The following is a 17,282-nucleotide window of genomic DNA, read 5'->3' on the forward strand; positions in this document are numbered from 1 at the left end:
GGGATCGGACCGGGTGGGGTGGGGTGGGGTGGGAAAGTCAGGCTGCGCTGGTCTTCTCGGGCTCGGCCACGTGCTCGCTGTCGGCGAGGGCCGCGAGGAAGCGCTCGGCGTCGAGGGCGGCCGAGCAACCGGTGCCCGCAGCGGTGATGGCCTGCCGGTAGGTGTGGTCGACGACATCGCCAGCGGCGAAGACGCCGGTGAGGTTCGTGCGCGTCGACGGTGCGTCGACGTTCACGTAACCCTCGCCGTCCAGCTCCAGCTGGCCCTTGAACAGCTCGGTACGCGGGTCGTGGCCCACGGCGATGAACAGTCCGGTCACGGGGAGCGGGTAGAGCTCGCCGGTCTTGGTGTTCCGCAGGGTCAGGCTCGCGAGCTTCTGGTCGCCCTGAAGCTCGGCGACCTCGCTGTCCCAGGCGAACTTGATCTTCGGATCCGCGAAGGCACGGTCCTGCATGGCCTTGGAAGCACGCAGGGTGTCCCGGCGGTGGACGATGGTGACGGACTTGGCGAAGCGGGAGAGGAACGTTGCCTCCTCCATCGCGGTGTCGCCGCCGCCGACCACGGCGATGTCGTGGTCCTTGAAGAAGAACCCGTCACAGGTGGCACACCAGGAGACGCCACGTCCGGAGAGGGCGTCCTCCTTCGGGAGGCCGAGCTTGCGGTGCTGCGAGCCCGTCGTGACGATGATCGACTTGGCGCGGTGGACAACGCCGGCCGTGTCCGTGGCGGTCTTGACGTCACCCGAGAGATTCACGGAGACGATGTCGTCCGGGATGAGCTCGGCGCCGAAGCGCTCGGCCTGGGCGCGCATGTTGTCCATCAGGTCGGGGCCCATGATGCCGTCGCGGAAACCGGGGAAGTTCTCCACGTCGGTGGTGTTCATCAGAGCACCGCCTGCGGTCACAGCGCCTTCGAAGACCAGCGGCTTCAACGCGGCACGCGCGGTATACAGCGCGGCGGTGTAGCCGGCGGGCCCGGAGCCGATGATGATCACGTTACGGACGTCGCTCACGGGTTACTTCCTCGTCTCTGCGGACTGCCTACTGCCTACGTGGAGGTCCGTTCCCGGACTCTCATTCCACCCAACGGATCCTACGGGGCATGCATTCCCTCAGTGTCCGTGCCCGTCCGGGCGGGGTGTCAGTAGCGGGGGTAGGAGTCTGTCAGCAGAACCTTGCCCTTGGCAGCGGGTGTCTTCCCGACGCAGGAGGCATCCACGACGTACGCCTGCACCTTGGTGCCGTCGGCGGCGTGCGGCAGCACGACGAGGAAGGATTTTGTGCCCTTGTACGTGCCCTCCTTAGCGGCGAGGGGCGGGTTGGTGCGGCCAGTGGCGTCCTGGACGCACCGCGGTACAGTCACATCGGTTCCCAACATCGGAGTGTTGGGACTGGACTCGGTGTTCATGGACGGCTGGTCGTTCTCGGCCGTCTTGCCGTGGGTCCTGGGCTGCTTGGCCACCAGGGTCCGCACCTGGTCCTTGAGCGTGGACGTGGAGAACTCCGAGCCCGACCTCTTGCCTGCGCCGACCCCGCTGTCCGCGGCGGAGGATTCCTTGTCGCTGGGCGACTGGAACGACTGCAGGAAGAGCACTCCGACGCCGAGAGCGGCGGTCCCGAAGACGGCGCCGATGACGGTGTTGCGGCGGCGTCGGTTTGCCTGCCGCGTTCGGCCCGGCCCAGTGGTCGCACGAGGATGCCCGGCAGGACGCCCCAGGGGGGGCGACATGTTCGAGGCAGACGCGTCGGCGGGGGAGGGCGCTGCTTCGTGTGGTTCAACGCCTGTTTCACGTGAAACAAACGCGGTCCGCTCCGGCGCCGTGGCTTCGGCGGCCACGGAGGCAGGGGCCGTGGAGTCGAGGAGTGCCTCAGCGGCGAGTGCGGCGTCGATGCGGCTACCGACGTCGGCAGGCATCCGCTGCGGGCCGGGCAGTGTGCCCAGCAGCCCGCGGATCTCCTCCAGGGAGTCGCGTACGTCGGCACATAGCCCGCACTCGTGCAGGTGTCGACTCACGTCCGTCGTGCGGGCCGGGGAGAGGAGGCCCTCGGCGAGGTCGGAGATCTCTGAGACATCCGGGTGCTGAGTCGTGTCGGCCGTCGATGTCATGCGCGCCCACCTCCGCCCTTCACGGCAGCAGAATCACTTGGTCCTGCGTCTCTCGGTCCCGTCGCCGGTGGGACGGATGTCCCCGGCGTCCGGTTCCTTCCCACGCCGAGGTCGCTGTTACCCCCGTTGTCCGCACGCAGATGGGTGAGGAGTGGAAGCAGTCGGGCCCGGCCGCGTGCACAGCGGCTTTTCACTGTGCCGGTGGGTATGTCGAGGACCCGGGCGGCTTCCGCCACGGGGTAGCCCTGCATGTCCACCAGGACGAGAGCTGCGCGCTGTTCTGCGGGCAGGGTGCTCAGGGCCGCGATCAGTTCTCTGTGCAGGTCCTGGCGCTCGGCGGGCGCCTCGGCCGACTCATGGGGCTCAAGGAGCTGGTCCAGGCGCTCGGCGTCGTCAACAGGTGATGTCTTGCGGGACGCCGCTTTGCGGGCCCGGTCGAGACAGGCATTGACGGTGATGCGGTGCAGCCAGGTGGTGACGGCCGACTGGCCGCGGAAGGTGTGGGCGGCCCGGTAGGCGGACACCAGGGCGTCCTGGACGGCGTCAGCGGCCTCCTCGCGGTCGCCCAAGGTGCGCAGGGCCACCGCCCAGAGCCGGTCACGGTGGCGCCGTACGAGCTCACCAAAGGCGTCCGGGTCGCCCTTGACATGGTGGGCCAGGAGATCCTGGTCGTTCATGTCTCTGAGCGTGGCGTTGTCCAACAGCGAGCCCCCTCCCCTCGGTGTACCGGTCAGCCGGTGACCCTGATCTCCGAGATTCCACCACGGAAGGTGCCGGGCGAGCCATCGGTCGGCAGTGCTGTGACGTGGATCAGGATGTATCGGGTCCGTACCGGCTTGTCGAGCGTGGTCTCCAGCTTGCTCTCGGCCGGCTCCAGCTCGGTGAGCCGCTGCGAGAAATCGGCAAGGCCACTCGGGCCCGATGCGTCCTCGTCGGCCGCGAGCACCTCGACGGTCTGGCCGCTTCGGTACATGTCGATGTCGAGACCGGCCACGTCCCGCACGCTGCCGAGGTCAACGATGATCCCGCTGCCGTCCTTGCGGGTCGGGAGGTTGCCGAAGTTGGCATAGCCCCTGTACTGCGGGGTGATCCAGGCAGTGGCGGACTTGCCGTCGATGGCACTCGGCACGTCTGCGTCTATGCCGGAGCCGTTCGGCGCGAACACCGCGGCGTCGGAGATCTTGAGCGGCTCGGGATCCGGCTTCTGGGGACCGTCGCCGCTGTCCGTCTCAGTGGTCCCGGGGTCCCCGGATTTGTTGCCGCGGTCCAGGAACCTGTCGGCGAGCTGCCAGCTGCCGAGCCCGAGCGCGGCGATGAGCAGGGCGGCCACGCCCCACTTGAGCACCTTGCCGGTGCGGCTCTGCAACGGACGTGGCGGCGCGGGCTTGGCGGGCTGGGCAGCGGGCGTCCCGGGGTGCGCTCCGGGCCTGCCGTAGGTGCCCTGCTGGTACGTGGTGCGCTGGTACTCGGGCGGCGCTGAGAAGGTCGGCTCCGGCGGGCGGATGCGGGGCATCGCCGCGACTGCCTTGGCCAGTTCGTCGGGGGTGGTGCAGGGCGGCTCCTGACGCGAAGCCGTCGCGCCGTCGTTGGCCAGGGCCCGCATGGCGAGCTCCGAAAGGCCCCGATGGATACCTGCCCGCACCTGGTCGGGGGCGATCAGCCCGACGCCCTTGGGCAGACCGGAGAGGCCGTACGCGTCGCTCTCGTACGGCCAGCGCTGCGTCAGGGCGGCGTACAGGAGCGCGCCGATCGCCTCGGTGTCGGTGCGCTGCGGGCGCTCGGACGTGATGCCGCGCAGAGCGGCGTTCACGGCGAGCCCACGGATCCGGTACTGACCCGAGGACGTCCGCAGGACGGCGCCCGGGGTGAGCCTCAGGTGGGCGAGGCCCTCGCGGTGGGCGGCCGCCATGGCCTGGGAGATCTGGCTGACGAGCTGATAGGACTCGTGCGCCTCCAGCGGACCGGCGGCGAGCAGCGCGGTCAGTTCGGTGGCGTCGGGCAGCCACTCGTGGACGACGTAGACGAGGTCGTTCTCCTCCACCGCGTCCAGGACCTGCACGAAGCGAGGATCGCCGAGCAGCGCCGATGAACGGGCCGCGGCAAGCACCGACCTCGCCCGCGGATGGTCCGCCGGCAGCAGGTGGACGCCGACGGCGCGGCGGAGTTTCTCGTCCACCGCACGCCAGCTGCTGAAACCGTCCAGACGGGTGACGCACTCTTCGAGCCGATAGCGTCTGGCGAGCTTGTGGCCGCTGTGCAACTCGGGTGTGGCGACCGTGGGCTCGGCACTCTTTCGCTCGTCGTCCGCCTCGCGCATGTTCTCGTCCGCTGTCTCCTGGGCTTGCGCCACCCCGTCGGCCGTGGCCTTGTCCGCCTTGGCGGTCAGCGGCCCATCACCGCTGTTGTCGGCCACGTCGACGGCAGCCGTGCTACGTTCCGCCACCGTCGTTCCTGCCTCCCCATCCGTTGCGCGCTGTTGAACAGCCATGCCAATTGTGCCCACAGTCCGGCGCTATCCACGACACGCGGCGGCGGACGATAGTTGTGCGGCCGTGGCCGCATTATCGCCCGAGGCGGCCGCGCACCATGCCGACCATGGCGTTGAGCTCCTCGATCCGCATCCGCTTCGCGGCGACGAAGAAGACACCGAGGAGCAGGATCCCACCGACGAGCAGAGCGACCAGTGACCCGAGTGCGTCGCTGCCCATGACGCGCATGATGCCGAAGGCGGCGGCGCCACCGATGACCGCGGCCGGTACGGACGCCCCGGCGAGCCGGGCGTACGTACGCAGGATGTGAGTGCCGTCGAGGTCGCCGCCCAGCCGGTTGCGCAGGCGCCGCCAGGCCACGCCGACGCCGATGGCGTAGGCCAGCCCGTATGAGGCCGCCATGCCGACCACGGCCCACTGGGCCGGCAGCAGGAGGTAGCACAGAGCGGAGGCGGCGGCGTTGACGGCGGCGACGATGACCGTGTTGTAGAAGGGCGTCCGGGTGTCCTCGTACGCGTAGAAACCGCGCAGGACGACGTACTGCACGGAGTACGGGATGAGGCCGAGGGCGAAGGCCATCAGGATGAAGCCCATCGCCTGGGCGCCCTCGTGGCCGGTGGAGGCGAACAGAAGGGTGCACAGGGGGACGCCGAGCGCGAGGAACGTGAACGCGACCGGGACGATGGCGACGGCCGAATTGCGCAGGCCCTGCGAGATGTCGTCACGGACGGCGCCCGGATCGTTGTCGGACGCGGCGCGGGAGATGCGGGGCAGCAGGGCGGCCATGACGGAGACCGTGATGATCGCCTGCGGCATGCCCCAGATCAGCTGGGCGTTGGAGTAGGCGAGGATGCCCGCGCCGTCCTTGCCCGATGCCTTGCCCGCCGCGGTGGCGAGCTGGGTGACGACGAGGACGCCGGCCTGGTTGGCGAGAACGAACAGGACTGTCCACTTGGCGAGCTTGACGGTCTTGCCGAGACCGTGGCCCTTCCAGTCGAAGCGCGGACGGAAGCGGAAACCCGTCTCGCGCAGGTACGGGATCATCGCCAGAGCCTGGACGGTGAGGCCGAGCAGGGTGCCGATGCCCAGCAGCTTCACGCCCTCGACCGGGATGGTCTCGACGCCCATCCGGGACTCGGCGGAAGTGCCGTAGACCCAGATGAACAGGCCGAATGTGGCGATCATGACGATGTTGTTGAGGACCGGAGTCCACATCATCGCGCCGAACTTGCCACGGGCGTTGAGGATCTGCCCCATGACCACATGCACACCCATGAAGAAGATGGTGGGCAGGCAGTAGCGGGCGAAGGTGACCGCGACGGTGTTGGCCGCCTCGTTGTCAGCGATCGGCACGGACATCAGGCGGATCAGCAGCGGGGCCGCGAAGACCGCGATCGTCACGATGATGCCGAGAGCGACCATGACGAGCGTCAGCAGGCGGTTCGCGAAGGCCTCACCGCCGTCGTCGTCGTTCTTCATCGCGCGCACCAGCTGCGGTACGAAGACCGAGTTGAGGCCACCGCCGACCGTCAGGATGTAGATCATCACCGGCAGGGTGTACGCCACGGTGAAGGTGTCACCGAGCAGGGCCGCACCCAGCGCCGCGGTGATCACCAGGCTGCGTACGAAGCCCGTGAGGCGGGACACGAGCGTGCCCGCGGCCATCAGGGCGCTCGACTTGAGCACGCTCGCCGCGCGGCCGGCGGGCTTCTTGGGCAGCGGCGCCGGAGTCGGCTCGGGGGCGGCGGGCTCCGTGGGCTGCCCCGGAGCCTGCTGGTCGCGGTAGAGATGCGCGAACGCGTCCTGCTCGGGAACCCGGTCGCTCGCCTGCGTGACCAGGTCGTCCACGCCCACGAACTGAGTGGTGGCGGCGTCGTCCCCGTACGGGAGATGGCGGGACGGCCCGTCCGGCTCCGGCGCCGGGGTCTGCGCCCACACCCGCGGGTCCGGCGCGTACTGCGGCGAGGAAGGCTGCTGATAGAGCGGCTGCGGCTCCTGGTAGGTGCCAGGAGGCGGCGGGGGGTGCGAGGCGCGGTCGTAGAGCGCCTCCGTCACCGGGTCCTGGGCCGAGAGGTCCTGATGCCGGTAAGGATCGTTGGTGTAGGCATCCTGGACATACGGGTCCGGGGCGGGCTCGGGCTCCTGCTGCGGCGACACATGGCCTGCTTCAGAGGGCTCCGGCGGCACCCCCCAGGAAGGCGCAGTGCCGCCCGTGCCCTGTCCACGGTCACCGTCGTACGGCGCGTTCACTGGTGCTCCCCTCGAGCTTCCTTTTCCGGCGAGCTGGGTCCTGCTGTGTGTTCGACCGGGAATCGGGCGGCTGTCCCCCGGAATGACGCAGCATTCCGACCCCGGCTCATCGTCCCTGGCCTACCGGCCACGGCGTCGCTCAACGGTCCACTTTCTCACCCGTGTCCGGCGGGTCGCTGCTTTCCGGTCCGGTGTCCGGTGTCAGGTCACTCGGCTGCCCGGGCTCTTCGGCCCCGGCGGCGGCCTGGCGGGCCGCCGCGCGCTTGCGCTGGGTGTACATCCTGACCCCGGCGAGAACAAGAAGCAGCACGCCACCGGCGATCACGAGCATCACCGTCGGGGTGAACTCGTCGACGTTCACCCTGAACTCCATGCGGCGGCCGTACGGCGTGCCGTCCTCCGTGTAGAGCTGCGCGATCACCGGGACCGGACCGTTGGCGTTCGCGGTGGCCGTGAACTTCACGGACTGACTGTGGCCGCCCGCGATTCTCACCGGTCGCTCGGCGACGGTCTTGTCACCGTCCAGCTTCAGGCGGGTCGGCTTGGTGGTCGTCAGACGCAGGACCAGGTTCTCGGTGCCCTGCAACAGCTTGTTCTGGACGGTCACCGGGACGGTGGCGCTGCGGCCCGAGAGCGTCGCGTCGGACTTCTGGATGAGCCGCACTTCGTCGGTGAGGCTCACCAGATAGCTCTGCACCCCGTCCCGGTACTCCTGAGCCTGCTGTTCTTTGCCGCGCCAGGAGGTCGACATCGCCCGGTTGATCGCGTTGCCGAAGGGGGTGACGACCCGGTCCGGTGCGGTGAGGATCACCTGGAAGTTGTCGAGCTTGCCCTGCGTGTCCTTGATGTCCTGGAACGCCTTGACCGGCAGCTCCTGCTTGCGCAGCGACTGAGGGTACGAGGGCGGCCCGGGGATCCGGGTCGTGGCGTTGGTGTCGGGCTTGGCCTTCGCCGCCTTCAGCAGGTCCAGGGGCTGTGCCCAGCGCTGTTCGTCGAGAGCGCGCAGGGCGCCCGCCATCGACTGGGCCTGGCCGGCGGACGGCGTCCGCTGCGGCGCGACGACGATGCTGCGCTGCTTGTCCTCGTCCTGGAGGGTCACCGCGAGGGTCTGGGCGAGGAACTTCTGCACGGCGAGGGTGGAGTCCCCCGCCTTCGACATGTCGCCCTGGAACGCGGTGGAGAGCCGGGCATCGGCGACCACCGCCGTCGTTCCGCCGCCGATCGGCCGCGCAGCGGTGGGCGTGTACGGCAGCCCGCCCGTTTCCCGGAGGCTGTCACTGCGGGCGATCACGTTGTGCGCACCTGCCGAAGTGGCGACGTCGACGATCGACGGGTCCAGGGCGCCGTCCACAGGCCAGGAGAAGTCCGTGGAGGGCTCTGTGTGCAGGATCGACTTCACGGTCATGGCGGCGACCCCGGTCGCGGGCTGTAGATGGCTGAGGGAGCCCGGGACGTCCCTGCCGCGGTGCGCCAGGGACGCCAGATCTGGGTCGCCGAACGGCAGTGCGACGACCTTGCGGCCCTGCACCGCCTTCTGGAGATCGCTCAACCACCGGTTGGCGACGGCCTGGTTCTTCCCCGCGACGGTCGTCTCGCCGTCCTCGGACTTCACCTCGTAGCTCTCGGTCATCGCGTTGACCGTGGCGAGCAGGTCAGGGTCGATGACCCAGGTCACCGGCAGCTCATTGCCGAGCGAGACGAGCTGCTGCAGACGTCCGCCCGGTGCGAGCTCGGCGCCGAGGTCGTCGTTCTCGAAGACCGGGGTCTGCTGCTCGTCCGAACCCGTCTCGGCGGTGAGATGGGTTGAGGAGATCAGCGGCCACAAATAGGTGAGCTGGGTCTTCTTCGCCGTCGCCGTCGGCTGCCAGGGCAAGAAGGTTCGCTCGATGCCCAGTACCTGCTCGAAGGGCACGCTCGCGGTCTTCCCCGACAGGGACACGCCCAGCTGGTAGACACCCGCGTCGTCGAGGCCGAGCTTGCCGACCGGGACCGAGACGCTGAAATCCTCGCTGATTCCGGCGGGAAGCCTCGCGAACTTCTTCGTGAACTTTCCGCCGATCTCCGCGGGGTCGATCCCGTCGGCGTACCCGGTGCGCGTGGCGGCCGAGTCGATCGTGGTCCTGCCGGTCAGCTGCGAACTCATTCGCAGCCCCACATGGGCGCCGGTGACGGTTTCTCTGCCCCTGTTGGTGATCGTGCCGGAGACGGTGACCGTGTCACCCTTCGCCGGTGCGCTGGGAGTCAGTGTGTCGAGAGACACATCCACCGTGCGAGAACCGCCGACGGTCTCGGCGGCATGCGCGGCTGTTGTGGCCGGTAGAGACAGCAGACCGGCCACCAAGGGGGCGCCGATGAGTAGCGCTGCTGTGCGCCGCAACCACCGGTGGGCAGGTGAGGGAGTCATCCCCTGAAAGTCTGCCGCCTCGGCCACGCGCCCGCCCGTCCCTCGTCATTGTGTGCTGCCGTTGGTGGTTGTAGGTTCCTGCGTCCACGCATGGTAACGAGGTGTGCTGTGGCGAAGTGCTGCGGACTGCTCCACATGATCGGAAGAGAGTTTCGGGCGGAAAGAAACGGGGCGCTTCGGGCGGTCGGGGCACGTACCCTTTTCTGTTGTGCCGAATGCCAACGAAGACAGCCCCCGTGCCCTGAGTCAGGTGCAGCAGCTCGCCGTCAGTGAACTGCTGCGGGTCTCCCCTGTAGCCGACGACCTTGCCCGCCGCTTTCAAGAGGCGGGCTTCAGTCTTGCCCTGGTCGGTGGCTCGGTCAGGGACGCGCTCCTTGGTCGGCTCGGCAACGACCTGGACTTTACGACCGATGCCCGCCCCGAGGATGTACTGAAGATCGTCCGGCCGTGGGCGGACTCGGTGTGGGAGGTCGGGATCGCCTTCGGCACGGTGGGCTGCCAGAAGGTGGGCTACCAGATCGAAGTCACGACATACCGGTCGGAGGCGTACGACAGGACCTCCCGCAAGCCCGAGGTGTCCTATGGCGACTCCATCGAGGAAGATCTCGTCCGCCGCGATTTCACGGTGAACGCCTTGGCCGTCGCGCTTCCGGGGAAGAAGTTCATCGACCCGCACGGCGGCCTCGACGACCTCGCGGCACGCCTCCTGCGCACCCCCGGCACCCCCGAGGAGTCGTTCTCCGACGACCCGCTGCGCATGCTGCGCGCGGCTCGCTTCGCAGCGCAGCTGGACTTCGAAGTCGCTCCCGAGGTGATCGCCGCGATGACCTCGATGGCTGAGCGCATCGATATCGTCTCGGCCGAGCGGGTGCGCGAAGAATTCAACAAGCTGGTTCTCTCCGCCAACCCCCGCAAGGGCCTGAGGCTGCTGGTCGACACCGGCCTTGCCGAGCGCGTGCTGCCGGAGCTGCCCGCGCTGCGCCTGGAGAGTGATGAGCACCACCGGCACAAGGATGTCTATGAGCACTCGCTGACCGTGCTGGAACAGGCCATCGACCTGGAAGAGGACGGGCCTGATCTGGTGCTGCGGCTCGCGGCACTGCTGCATGACATCGGGAAGCCGAGGACGCGGCGCTTCGAGAAGGACGGCGGAGTCTCCTTCCACCACCACGAGGTGGTGGGCGCGAAGATGACCAAGAAGCGCATGACCGAACTCAAGTACTCCAATGACCTCGTCAGGGACGTCTCGACGCTGGTGGAGTTGCACCTGCGCTTCCACGGCTACGGGACCGGGGAGTGGACCGACTCGGCGGTGCGCCGGTATGTGCGTGACGCGGGCCCGCTGCTGGGGCGGCTGCACAAGCTGACCCGCTCGGACTGCACCACGCGCAACAAGCGCAAGGCGAGTGCCCTCTCGCGGGCCTATGACGGGCTGGAGGACCGCATTGCGCAGCTCCAGGAGCAGGAGGAGCTGGACTCGATTCGCCCGGATCTGGACGGTAACCAGATCATGGAGGTGTTGGGTATCGGTCCCGGCCCCGAGATCGGCAAGGCGTACAAGGTCCTGCTGGAGCTGCGGCTTGAGAACGGCCCGATGGAGCGTGAGGCGGCGATCGCGGCGCTCAAGGAATGGTGGGCGACACAGAGCTGAGGCCATGTTTCACGTGAAACCTGACGACGGGCGGGTGAGTGCGACCTCCATGGCCCGTCGTCTGAGGGGCTGTGTTTCACGTGAAACACAGCCCCTCAGACGCGTCACTTGTCAGTCGGATCGCGGTTCCAGTGGCCCATTGCGACGCCGACGATCGCGTAGAGGGCAGCGACCAAGAGCACCAGGGCGATCGAGCGGCCGTCAGCGGGCAGCATCAGGGCGGCTACCGTGGCGGCGCCCACGAACGCCACGTTGAACAGCACGTCGTAGAGGGAGAAGATCCGGCCGCGGTAGGCGTCATCGACCGAGGACTGCACCAGCGTGTCCGTGGCGATCTTCGCGCCTTGTGTGGTGAACCCGAGCACGAAAGCCGCGATCAGCACCGGCATGGGGGCGAAGGACAGACCGAGAGCCGGCTCGAGCACGGCTGCCGCGCCCGCACAGGCCGCCATCCAGCCGTATGGTCCGAGCTGCCCCACCGCCCACGGCGTCAGCACGGCCGCGGCGAAGAATCCCGCTCCCGACACCCCGAGGGCCAGCCCGAGCAGGACCAGGCCGTCCGATCCGCCGGTCGTGCGGTCCGACCAGGCGTACCGGCACAGCATCAGCACCATCACGGTCAGCGCCCCGTAGCAGAAGCGCATCACCGTCATGGCGGCCAACGAACGGGCCGCGGCCCGGCGCTCCGCCAGATGGCGCACCCCGTCGGCCAGGCCACGCACCGTGGACGACAGTGCGGCGCCGAGCCGGGGCTGCACCAACTCGGGATCCGGGCCGAGCAGCTCAGGGCTCATACGCAGCGACGCCAAGGCCGCGCACAGATACAGCGCCGCCCCCAGCAGTACCACCGCCGCGTCGGAGTCCGGGCCCACCAGGCGCAGCGCGAGGGCGAGCCCGCCGCCCGCGGTGGCTGCGAGCGTGCCCGCGGTCGGCGAGAGGGAGTTGGCCATGACGAGCCGGTCGGAGTCGACGACGCGCGGCAGGGCTGCCGAGAGCCCGGACAGCACAAAGCGGTTCACGGCCGTGACGGACAGGGCCGAGGCATAGAAGAGCCAGTCGGGCACGGACGCGACGATCAGCAGCGCCGTGCCGCAGGCGAGGGCGGCCCGCAGGAGGTTGCCGTACAGGAAGACCTGCCGGCGCCGCCAGCGGTCGAGCAGGACGCCTGCGAAGGGGCCGACCAGCGAGTAGGGCAGCAGTAGGACGGCCATCGCCGAGGCGATCGCCGCGGGCGAGGTCTGCTTCTCCGGGGAGAAGACGACGTACGCGGCGAGCGCGACCTGGTAGACGCCGTCCGCCGACTGGGAGAGAAGGCGCACCGTCAGCAGGCGGCGGAAGTTGGTCAGGCGCAGAAGGACGCGCAGGTCACCTACGGCGGGCATGCGAGCAAGGGTCACACACAAGGCTGGGGCGCACGAGGAGGGTCCCCGGGCATTCGCCCGGGGACCCTCCTCGTGTGACAGCGGCGGAGCTCTTAGCGCTCGACCTCGCCCGCGATGAACTTCTCGACGTTGCGGTGGGCCTCGTCGTCGAAGTACTGAACCGGCGGGGACTTCATGAAGTACGAGGACGCGGAGAGGATCGGGCCGCCGATGCCACGGTCCTTGGCGATCTTCGCGGCGCGCACGGCGTCGATGATGACACCCGCGGAGTTCGGGGAGTCCCAGACCTCGAGCTTGTACTCAAGGTTCAGCGGGACATCGCCGAAGGCGCGGCCCTCAAGGCGGACGTACGCCCACTTGCGGTCGTCCAGCCAGGCCACGTAGTCCGAGGGGCCGATGTGGACGTTGTCCGCACCCAGGTCGCGGTCGGGGATCTGCGAGGTGACGGCCTGCGTCTTCGAGATCTTCTTGGACTCCAGGCGCTCACGCTCGAGCATGTTCTTGAAGTCCATGTTGCCGCCGACGTTCAGCTGCATCGTGCGGTCCAGGACAACGCCCCGGTCCTCGAAGAGCTTCGCCATCACGCGGTGCGTGATGGTCGCGCCGACCTGCGACTTGATGTCGTCACCGATGATCGGGACGCCCGCCTCGGTGAACTTGTCCGCCCACTCCTTGGTGCCGGCGATGAAGACCGGAAGGGCGTTGACGAAGGCGACCTTGGCGTCGATGGCGCACTGCGCGTAGAACTTCGCAGCGGCCTCGGAACCGACGGGCAGGTAGCAGACGAGGACGTCGACCTGCTTGTCCTTGAGGACCTGGACGATGTCGACGGGCGCGTCGGCAGCTTCCTCGATGGTCTCGCGGTAGTACTTGCCCAGGCCGTCGAGGGTGTGACCGCGCTGAACGGTGACGCCCTTGTTCGGCACGTCGCAGATCTTGATGGTGTTGTTCTCGCTGGCGCCGATGGCGTCCGCGAGGTCGAGGCCGACCTTCTTCGCGTCGACATCAAAAGCAGCGACGAACTCGACGTCACTGACGTGGTACTCGCCGAAATTGACGTGCATGAGACCCGGGACCTTGCCCGCCGGGTCGGCATCCTTGTAGTACTCGACGCCCTGCACCAGCGAGGCGGCGCAGTTGCCCACGCCGACGATGGCTACGCGAACCGAACCCATTGGCGGTTGCTCCCTGTGTGTATGACGAGTCCCTGCGGAAGTGCCGGGACTCACTTGGTGGTGTCGTCGGACGGATCCGGCCGGGAGGTGTCCCGGTGCCGGGGCAGGCCGCCCGTCTCTTCCGATGTGGTGTCCTGCTGAGTCGAGCCGTCGGGGGTGGATCGCTGATCGCGCCCCGCCCGCTCGCTCTCGATGAGCTCGTTCAGCCAGCGCACTTCGCGCTCCACGGACTCCATGCCGTGTCGCTGCAGCTCAAGCGTGTAGTCGTCCAGGCGCTCGCGGGTGCGGGCCAGGGAGGCGCTCATCTTCTCGAGGCGCTCCTCCAGCCGGCTCCTGCGGCCCTCGAGCACCCGCATCCGCACCTCGCGCTCCGTCTGCCCGAAGAAGGCGAAACGAGCCGCGAAGTGCTCGTCCTCCCAGGAGTCGGGGCCGGTGTGCGAGAGCAGCTCCTCGAAGCGCTCCTTACCGTCCGCCGTCAGTCGGTAGACGATCTTCGCGCGGCGTCCCGCGAGTGACGCGGCGAGCGCGTCCTCCGGGGCACTGCCCGGCTCCTCGATCAACCAGCCGCTGGCGACGAGCGTCTTGAGGCAGGGGTAGAGGGTGCCGTAGCTGAAGGCCCGGAAGACCCCCAGCGAGGTGTTGAGGCGTTTACGCAGCTCGTAGCCGTGCATCGGGGACTCCCGCAGCAGGCCGAGCACGGCGAATTCGAGGATGCCTGAGCGTCTGCTCATCCTTCGCCTCCCCGGTCTCCGACGGCCCTTATGCCGAGCTGATGTATCGACTCGATACATCCAGACGATAGAACGGGAGTCCGTCCGCGGCAAGGGGAGCCATGGTGAACGGCGTCACATCACCAATTTGTAGGACCCAACTTGCCTGTTTTGGGGTGAACATCGGCACTGGGAGGGTTTTGACGGTGCGTAGTCTGTGCGGCATGCAAACCACCGGGAACCGCGTGACGCGAGGGGGCGTCATCATCCTGGATGCCGTAGCCGTACGGATGAGCCGGGGGACGGGCTGGTCCGTACTTCGGGGGGACCGGAACTCAACTGCCGCTTCCAGGCGCTCTCGCCTGCCCGAGGAGTAGTCGTTCGATGAGCGAGCACCGTCGCAAACCGCCGCAGCCGCAAGGTGGTGGCGGTCGTGCCGCGGCCAGGCGAGCCGCCCAGCAGCCCTCAGGGCGCCGTGCGGCTTCCCCGCGGGACACCACAAGTACCGGGTCACCCTCCGGTTCGTACGAAGAGGAGCCGTCGTACAGCGGCAGGGCCGACGCCCGCCGGGCCGCGCAGCGCGGTTCGGCCGGTGGCGCGCGCCGTCGTGGCCCCGAGCCGGGAGGTCCGACAGGTTCGGGCTCCGGCGGTCACGGCGCTGGTGGCCGGCGCGGTGGCGGTGCGGGCGGGGTCGAGGGCTCCGGTCAAGGCCGCGGCGGCGCGCGCCCCAAGAAGAGGCTGATCGACTACCCGCGCTCCGAGAAGTACGGGTGGCGGCGCTTCGTGCCGTCCTGGAAGCAGGTCACAGGTGTCTGCCTCGGTTTCTTCGGGATCCTGATCATCGGGGCCGGAGCCGCTTTCGCCTGGGTGGACACACCCCTGGCACAGAAGACGGCGCAAGCGCAGAACAACGTCTTCTACTGGGACGACGGAAAGCAGCTCGCCGCGACCGGTGGTCAGCGCAACCGTCAGATCGTCGACATCGGCAGGATCCCGAAGTCCACTCAGGACGCTGTGATCGCGGCCGAGAATGCCTCCTTCGACACCGACAAGGGTGTCGACCCGGTGGGTATCGCCCGAGCTGTCGTCAACATGGCCAAGGGCGGAGACACTCAGGGTGGCTCGACCATCACCCAGCAGTATGTGAAGAACACGTACCTGGACCAGGAACAGACGCTGAAGCGCAAGTTCACCGAGCTCTTCATCTCGATAAAGGTCGGTGCCAACCAGGACAAGAAGGTGATCCTGGCCGGCTATCTGAACACCGCGTACTTCGGTCGTGACGCCTATGGCATCCAGGCCGCCGCACAGGCGTACTTCGGCAAGGACAGCAATAAGCTGGAGGCGGACGAGGGTGCCTTCCTCGCTTCGCTGCTCAAGGGCCCGAACCTCTACAACCCGGACGGTGGCATCGGTGACAACGCCACCTCCGTGCTGAACACCAGGCGCGCCCAGGAGCGTTGGCGGTGGATCCTCGATCGCGAGGTCGAGGTGGGTCGCATGACCCAGCAGGACCGGGATCAGTACCGGAAGTTCCCCACGCTCAAGCCGTCGCAAGCAGCGACCGGCCTCAGCGGTCAAAAGGGCTACCTCGTCGAGACGGCCAAGAAGTATGTGCTCAAGCAGACCGACATCAAGCCCGAGACCTTTGAGCGCGGCGGCTATCGCATCTATACGACCTTCAACAGGAAAAAGGTCGAGGCGATGGAGAAGGCGGTCAGTAAGACCCGCAGGGAATTCCTGAACCCCGAGAAACGCCCGGACACTGACAAATTCGTCCAGTTCGGTTCGTCCTCGGTCGATGTGAAGACTGGCAGGATCGTCGCGCTCTACGGCGGTGAGGGCTGGGACAAGAAGCACTTCACCAACAACGCCGACACCTCCGGCATCCCCGTCGGCTCGACCTGGAAGCCCTACGTTCTCGCCGCGGCGATGACACACGGCACCCAGAACACCGAGGACGGTGTGGGGCTTTCGCCGATGAGCAAGTACAACGGCAATGACCTCATCGTCATCAAGGACCGCAACGGCAATCCGATGCCGGGCAAGAGCGGTCCGTTCCGGCAGAAGAACGAGAGCGAAAAGGCGTACGGCTTCGTCACGCTCAAGGAAGCCATGCAGGACTCCATCAACTCCCCCTTCGTGCAGCTGGGCATTGATGTCGGCCTGAGCAAGGTCTCGGACATGGCACAGAGGACCGGAATCCTGAAGGAGAGCATGGACACGCTGAACGCGTCCTTCTCCCTGGGTACTTCCACCCCGAGCGCGATTCGCATGGCCGACTCGTACGCGACCTTCGCCGCCTCCGGCGAACACCACGAGCCCTACTCCGTCACCAAGGTCCTCTTCAACGGCAAGCCCAAGGAAGGGTTCGACGCGCCCGAGGGCAAGGACGCGATGGAGAAGGACGTCGCCGACAACGTCACCAACGTCCTGGAGAACGTCGTCAAGAACGGCACGGCCAAGAAGGCCCTGGCGCTGGGCCGCCCTGCCGCGGGCAAGACCGGGACCACCGACAAGAACAAGTCGGCCTGGTTCGTCGGCTACACCCCGCAGTTGTCGACCTCGGTGACCCTGTTCCGTACGGACCCCGAGTCCCGCAAGCTGCTCTCCATGAACGGCACCGGCGGTGTCCCGTCCATCCACGGTGGTGACATCCCGACCGAGGTCTGGACGAACTACATGCGTGAGGCGCTCAAGGGCCAGCCCAAGACCGGGTTCCCCGAGGGCGGGCCGATCGGTGAGAAGGCCGACGCGAACGGCGCACCGAGCCCGACGCCGACCCCCACGCCCAGCGACACGCCCAGTGAGACGCCCTCGGAGACTCCGTCCGAGACGCCCTCCGAAACCCCGTCCGAGACGCCCTCGGAGACACCGTCGTGTGAGCCGCTCGACTTCGAGTGCAACAACGGTGGCGCCGACGGCGGCGGAGGCGAGGACGCCGGAGGGACCGACAACGGCGGTACGGACGGCGGGCCCACCGGGACTCCCGACCCAGGGGATCCCGACGGCGGCACCACCAACGGAAACACCGGCACCACCAACGGCAATGGCGGTAGTGGCGGTAGTGGCGATAGCGGCGGTCTCTTCGGAGGCGGCGGCTGACGTCACCGAT

11 protein-coding genes are annotated in these 17,282 nt (G+C 68.0%); 2 read left to right on the plus strand and 9 right to left on the minus strand.

Annotated elements, in window-relative coordinates; translation table 11 throughout:
- Nucleotides 1-37: 37 nt before the first annotated feature.
- The 6 genes from trxB to QMK30_RS32715 all read right to left on the minus strand — a co-directional run bounded on the left by trxB (nt 38) and on the right by QMK30_RS32715 (nt 9,276).
- Nucleotides 38-1,012: a thioredoxin-disulfide reductase gene (gene trxB / locus QMK30_RS32690; RefSeq protein WP_283521955.1), complete on the minus strand. Its 975-nt coding sequence runs from the start codon at nt 1,010-1,012 to the stop codon at nt 38-40.
- Nucleotides 1,013-1,140: 128 nt separating this feature from the next.
- Nucleotides 1,141-2,106 carry an RsmA family anti-sigma factor gene (locus QMK30_RS32695; protein WP_283521956.1) on the minus strand — a complete coding sequence of 322 codons (966 nt, stop codon included), beginning with the start codon at nt 2,104-2,106 and terminating at the stop codon, nt 1,141-1,143.
- Entirely contained in the window at nt 2,103-2,807 is a 705-nt protein-coding gene (gene sigM / locus QMK30_RS32700; RefSeq protein WP_502963270.1) for an RNA polymerase sigma factor SigM, read from the minus strand. The genes QMK30_RS32695 and sigM overlap by 4 nt, the downstream gene beginning before the upstream one ends.
- 29 nt (nt 2,808-2,836) lie before the next feature.
- A complete protein-coding gene (locus QMK30_RS32705; protein WP_283521958.1) occupies nt 2,837-4,549 on the minus strand; it encodes a protein kinase family protein in 1,713 nt (570 codons plus the stop codon).
- Between the two features lie 118 nt (nt 4,550-4,667).
- Nucleotides 4,668-6,845 (minus strand): murein biosynthesis integral membrane protein MurJ, encoded by a 2,178-nt coding sequence (gene murJ, locus QMK30_RS32710; RefSeq protein WP_283521959.1) that lies wholly within the window; start codon nt 6,843-6,845, stop codon nt 4,668-4,670.
- A 139-nt stretch (nt 6,846-6,984) separates the two neighbouring features.
- Complete coding sequence (locus QMK30_RS32715; RefSeq protein WP_283521960.1) at nt 6,985-9,276, minus strand: DUF6049 family protein; 2,292 nt, start codon at nt 9,274-9,276, stop codon at nt 6,985-6,987.
- 181 nt (nt 9,277-9,457) lie between these two features.
- Between QMK30_RS32715 and QMK30_RS32720 the strand changes: the two genes are divergently transcribed.
- Nucleotides 9,458-10,900 (plus strand): CCA tRNA nucleotidyltransferase, encoded by a 1,443-nt coding sequence (locus QMK30_RS32720; protein WP_283521961.1) that lies wholly within the window; start codon nt 9,458-9,460, stop codon nt 10,898-10,900.
- 104 nt (nt 10,901-11,004) lie between these two features.
- On the opposite strand, the gene QMK30_RS32725 is transcribed toward QMK30_RS32720, so the two are convergent.
- The 3 genes from QMK30_RS32725 to QMK30_RS32735 form a co-directional block, all read right to left on the minus strand.
- A complete protein-coding gene (locus QMK30_RS32725; RefSeq protein WP_283521962.1) occupies nt 11,005-12,282 on the minus strand; it encodes an MFS transporter in 1,278 nt (425 codons plus the stop codon).
- Between the two features lie 92 nt (nt 12,283-12,374).
- Nucleotides 12,375-13,457, minus strand: a complete 1,083-nt coding sequence (locus QMK30_RS32730) for an inositol-3-phosphate synthase (protein ID WP_283521963.1) — start codon at nt 13,455-13,457, stop codon at nt 12,375-12,377.
- 50 nt (nt 13,458-13,507) lie between these two features.
- Nucleotides 13,508-14,188: a PadR family transcriptional regulator gene (locus QMK30_RS32735; protein ID WP_283521964.1), complete on the minus strand. Its 681-nt coding sequence runs from the start codon at nt 14,186-14,188 to the stop codon at nt 13,508-13,510.
- Between the two features lie 363 nt (nt 14,189-14,551).
- Here QMK30_RS32735 and QMK30_RS32740 point away from each other — a divergent pair, with 363 nt between their 5' ends.
- On the plus strand, nt 14,552-17,272 hold the full coding sequence (locus QMK30_RS32740) for a transglycosylase domain-containing protein (protein ID WP_283521965.1): 2,721 nt from the start codon (nt 14,552-14,554) through the stop codon (nt 17,270-17,272).
- The last annotated feature ends 10 nt before the right edge of the window (nt 17,273-17,282 follow it).

Source organism: Streptomyces sp. H27-C3 (assembly GCF_030063415.1).
Taxonomy (GTDB): domain Bacteria; phylum Actinomycetota; class Actinomycetes; order Streptomycetales; family Streptomycetaceae; genus Streptomyces.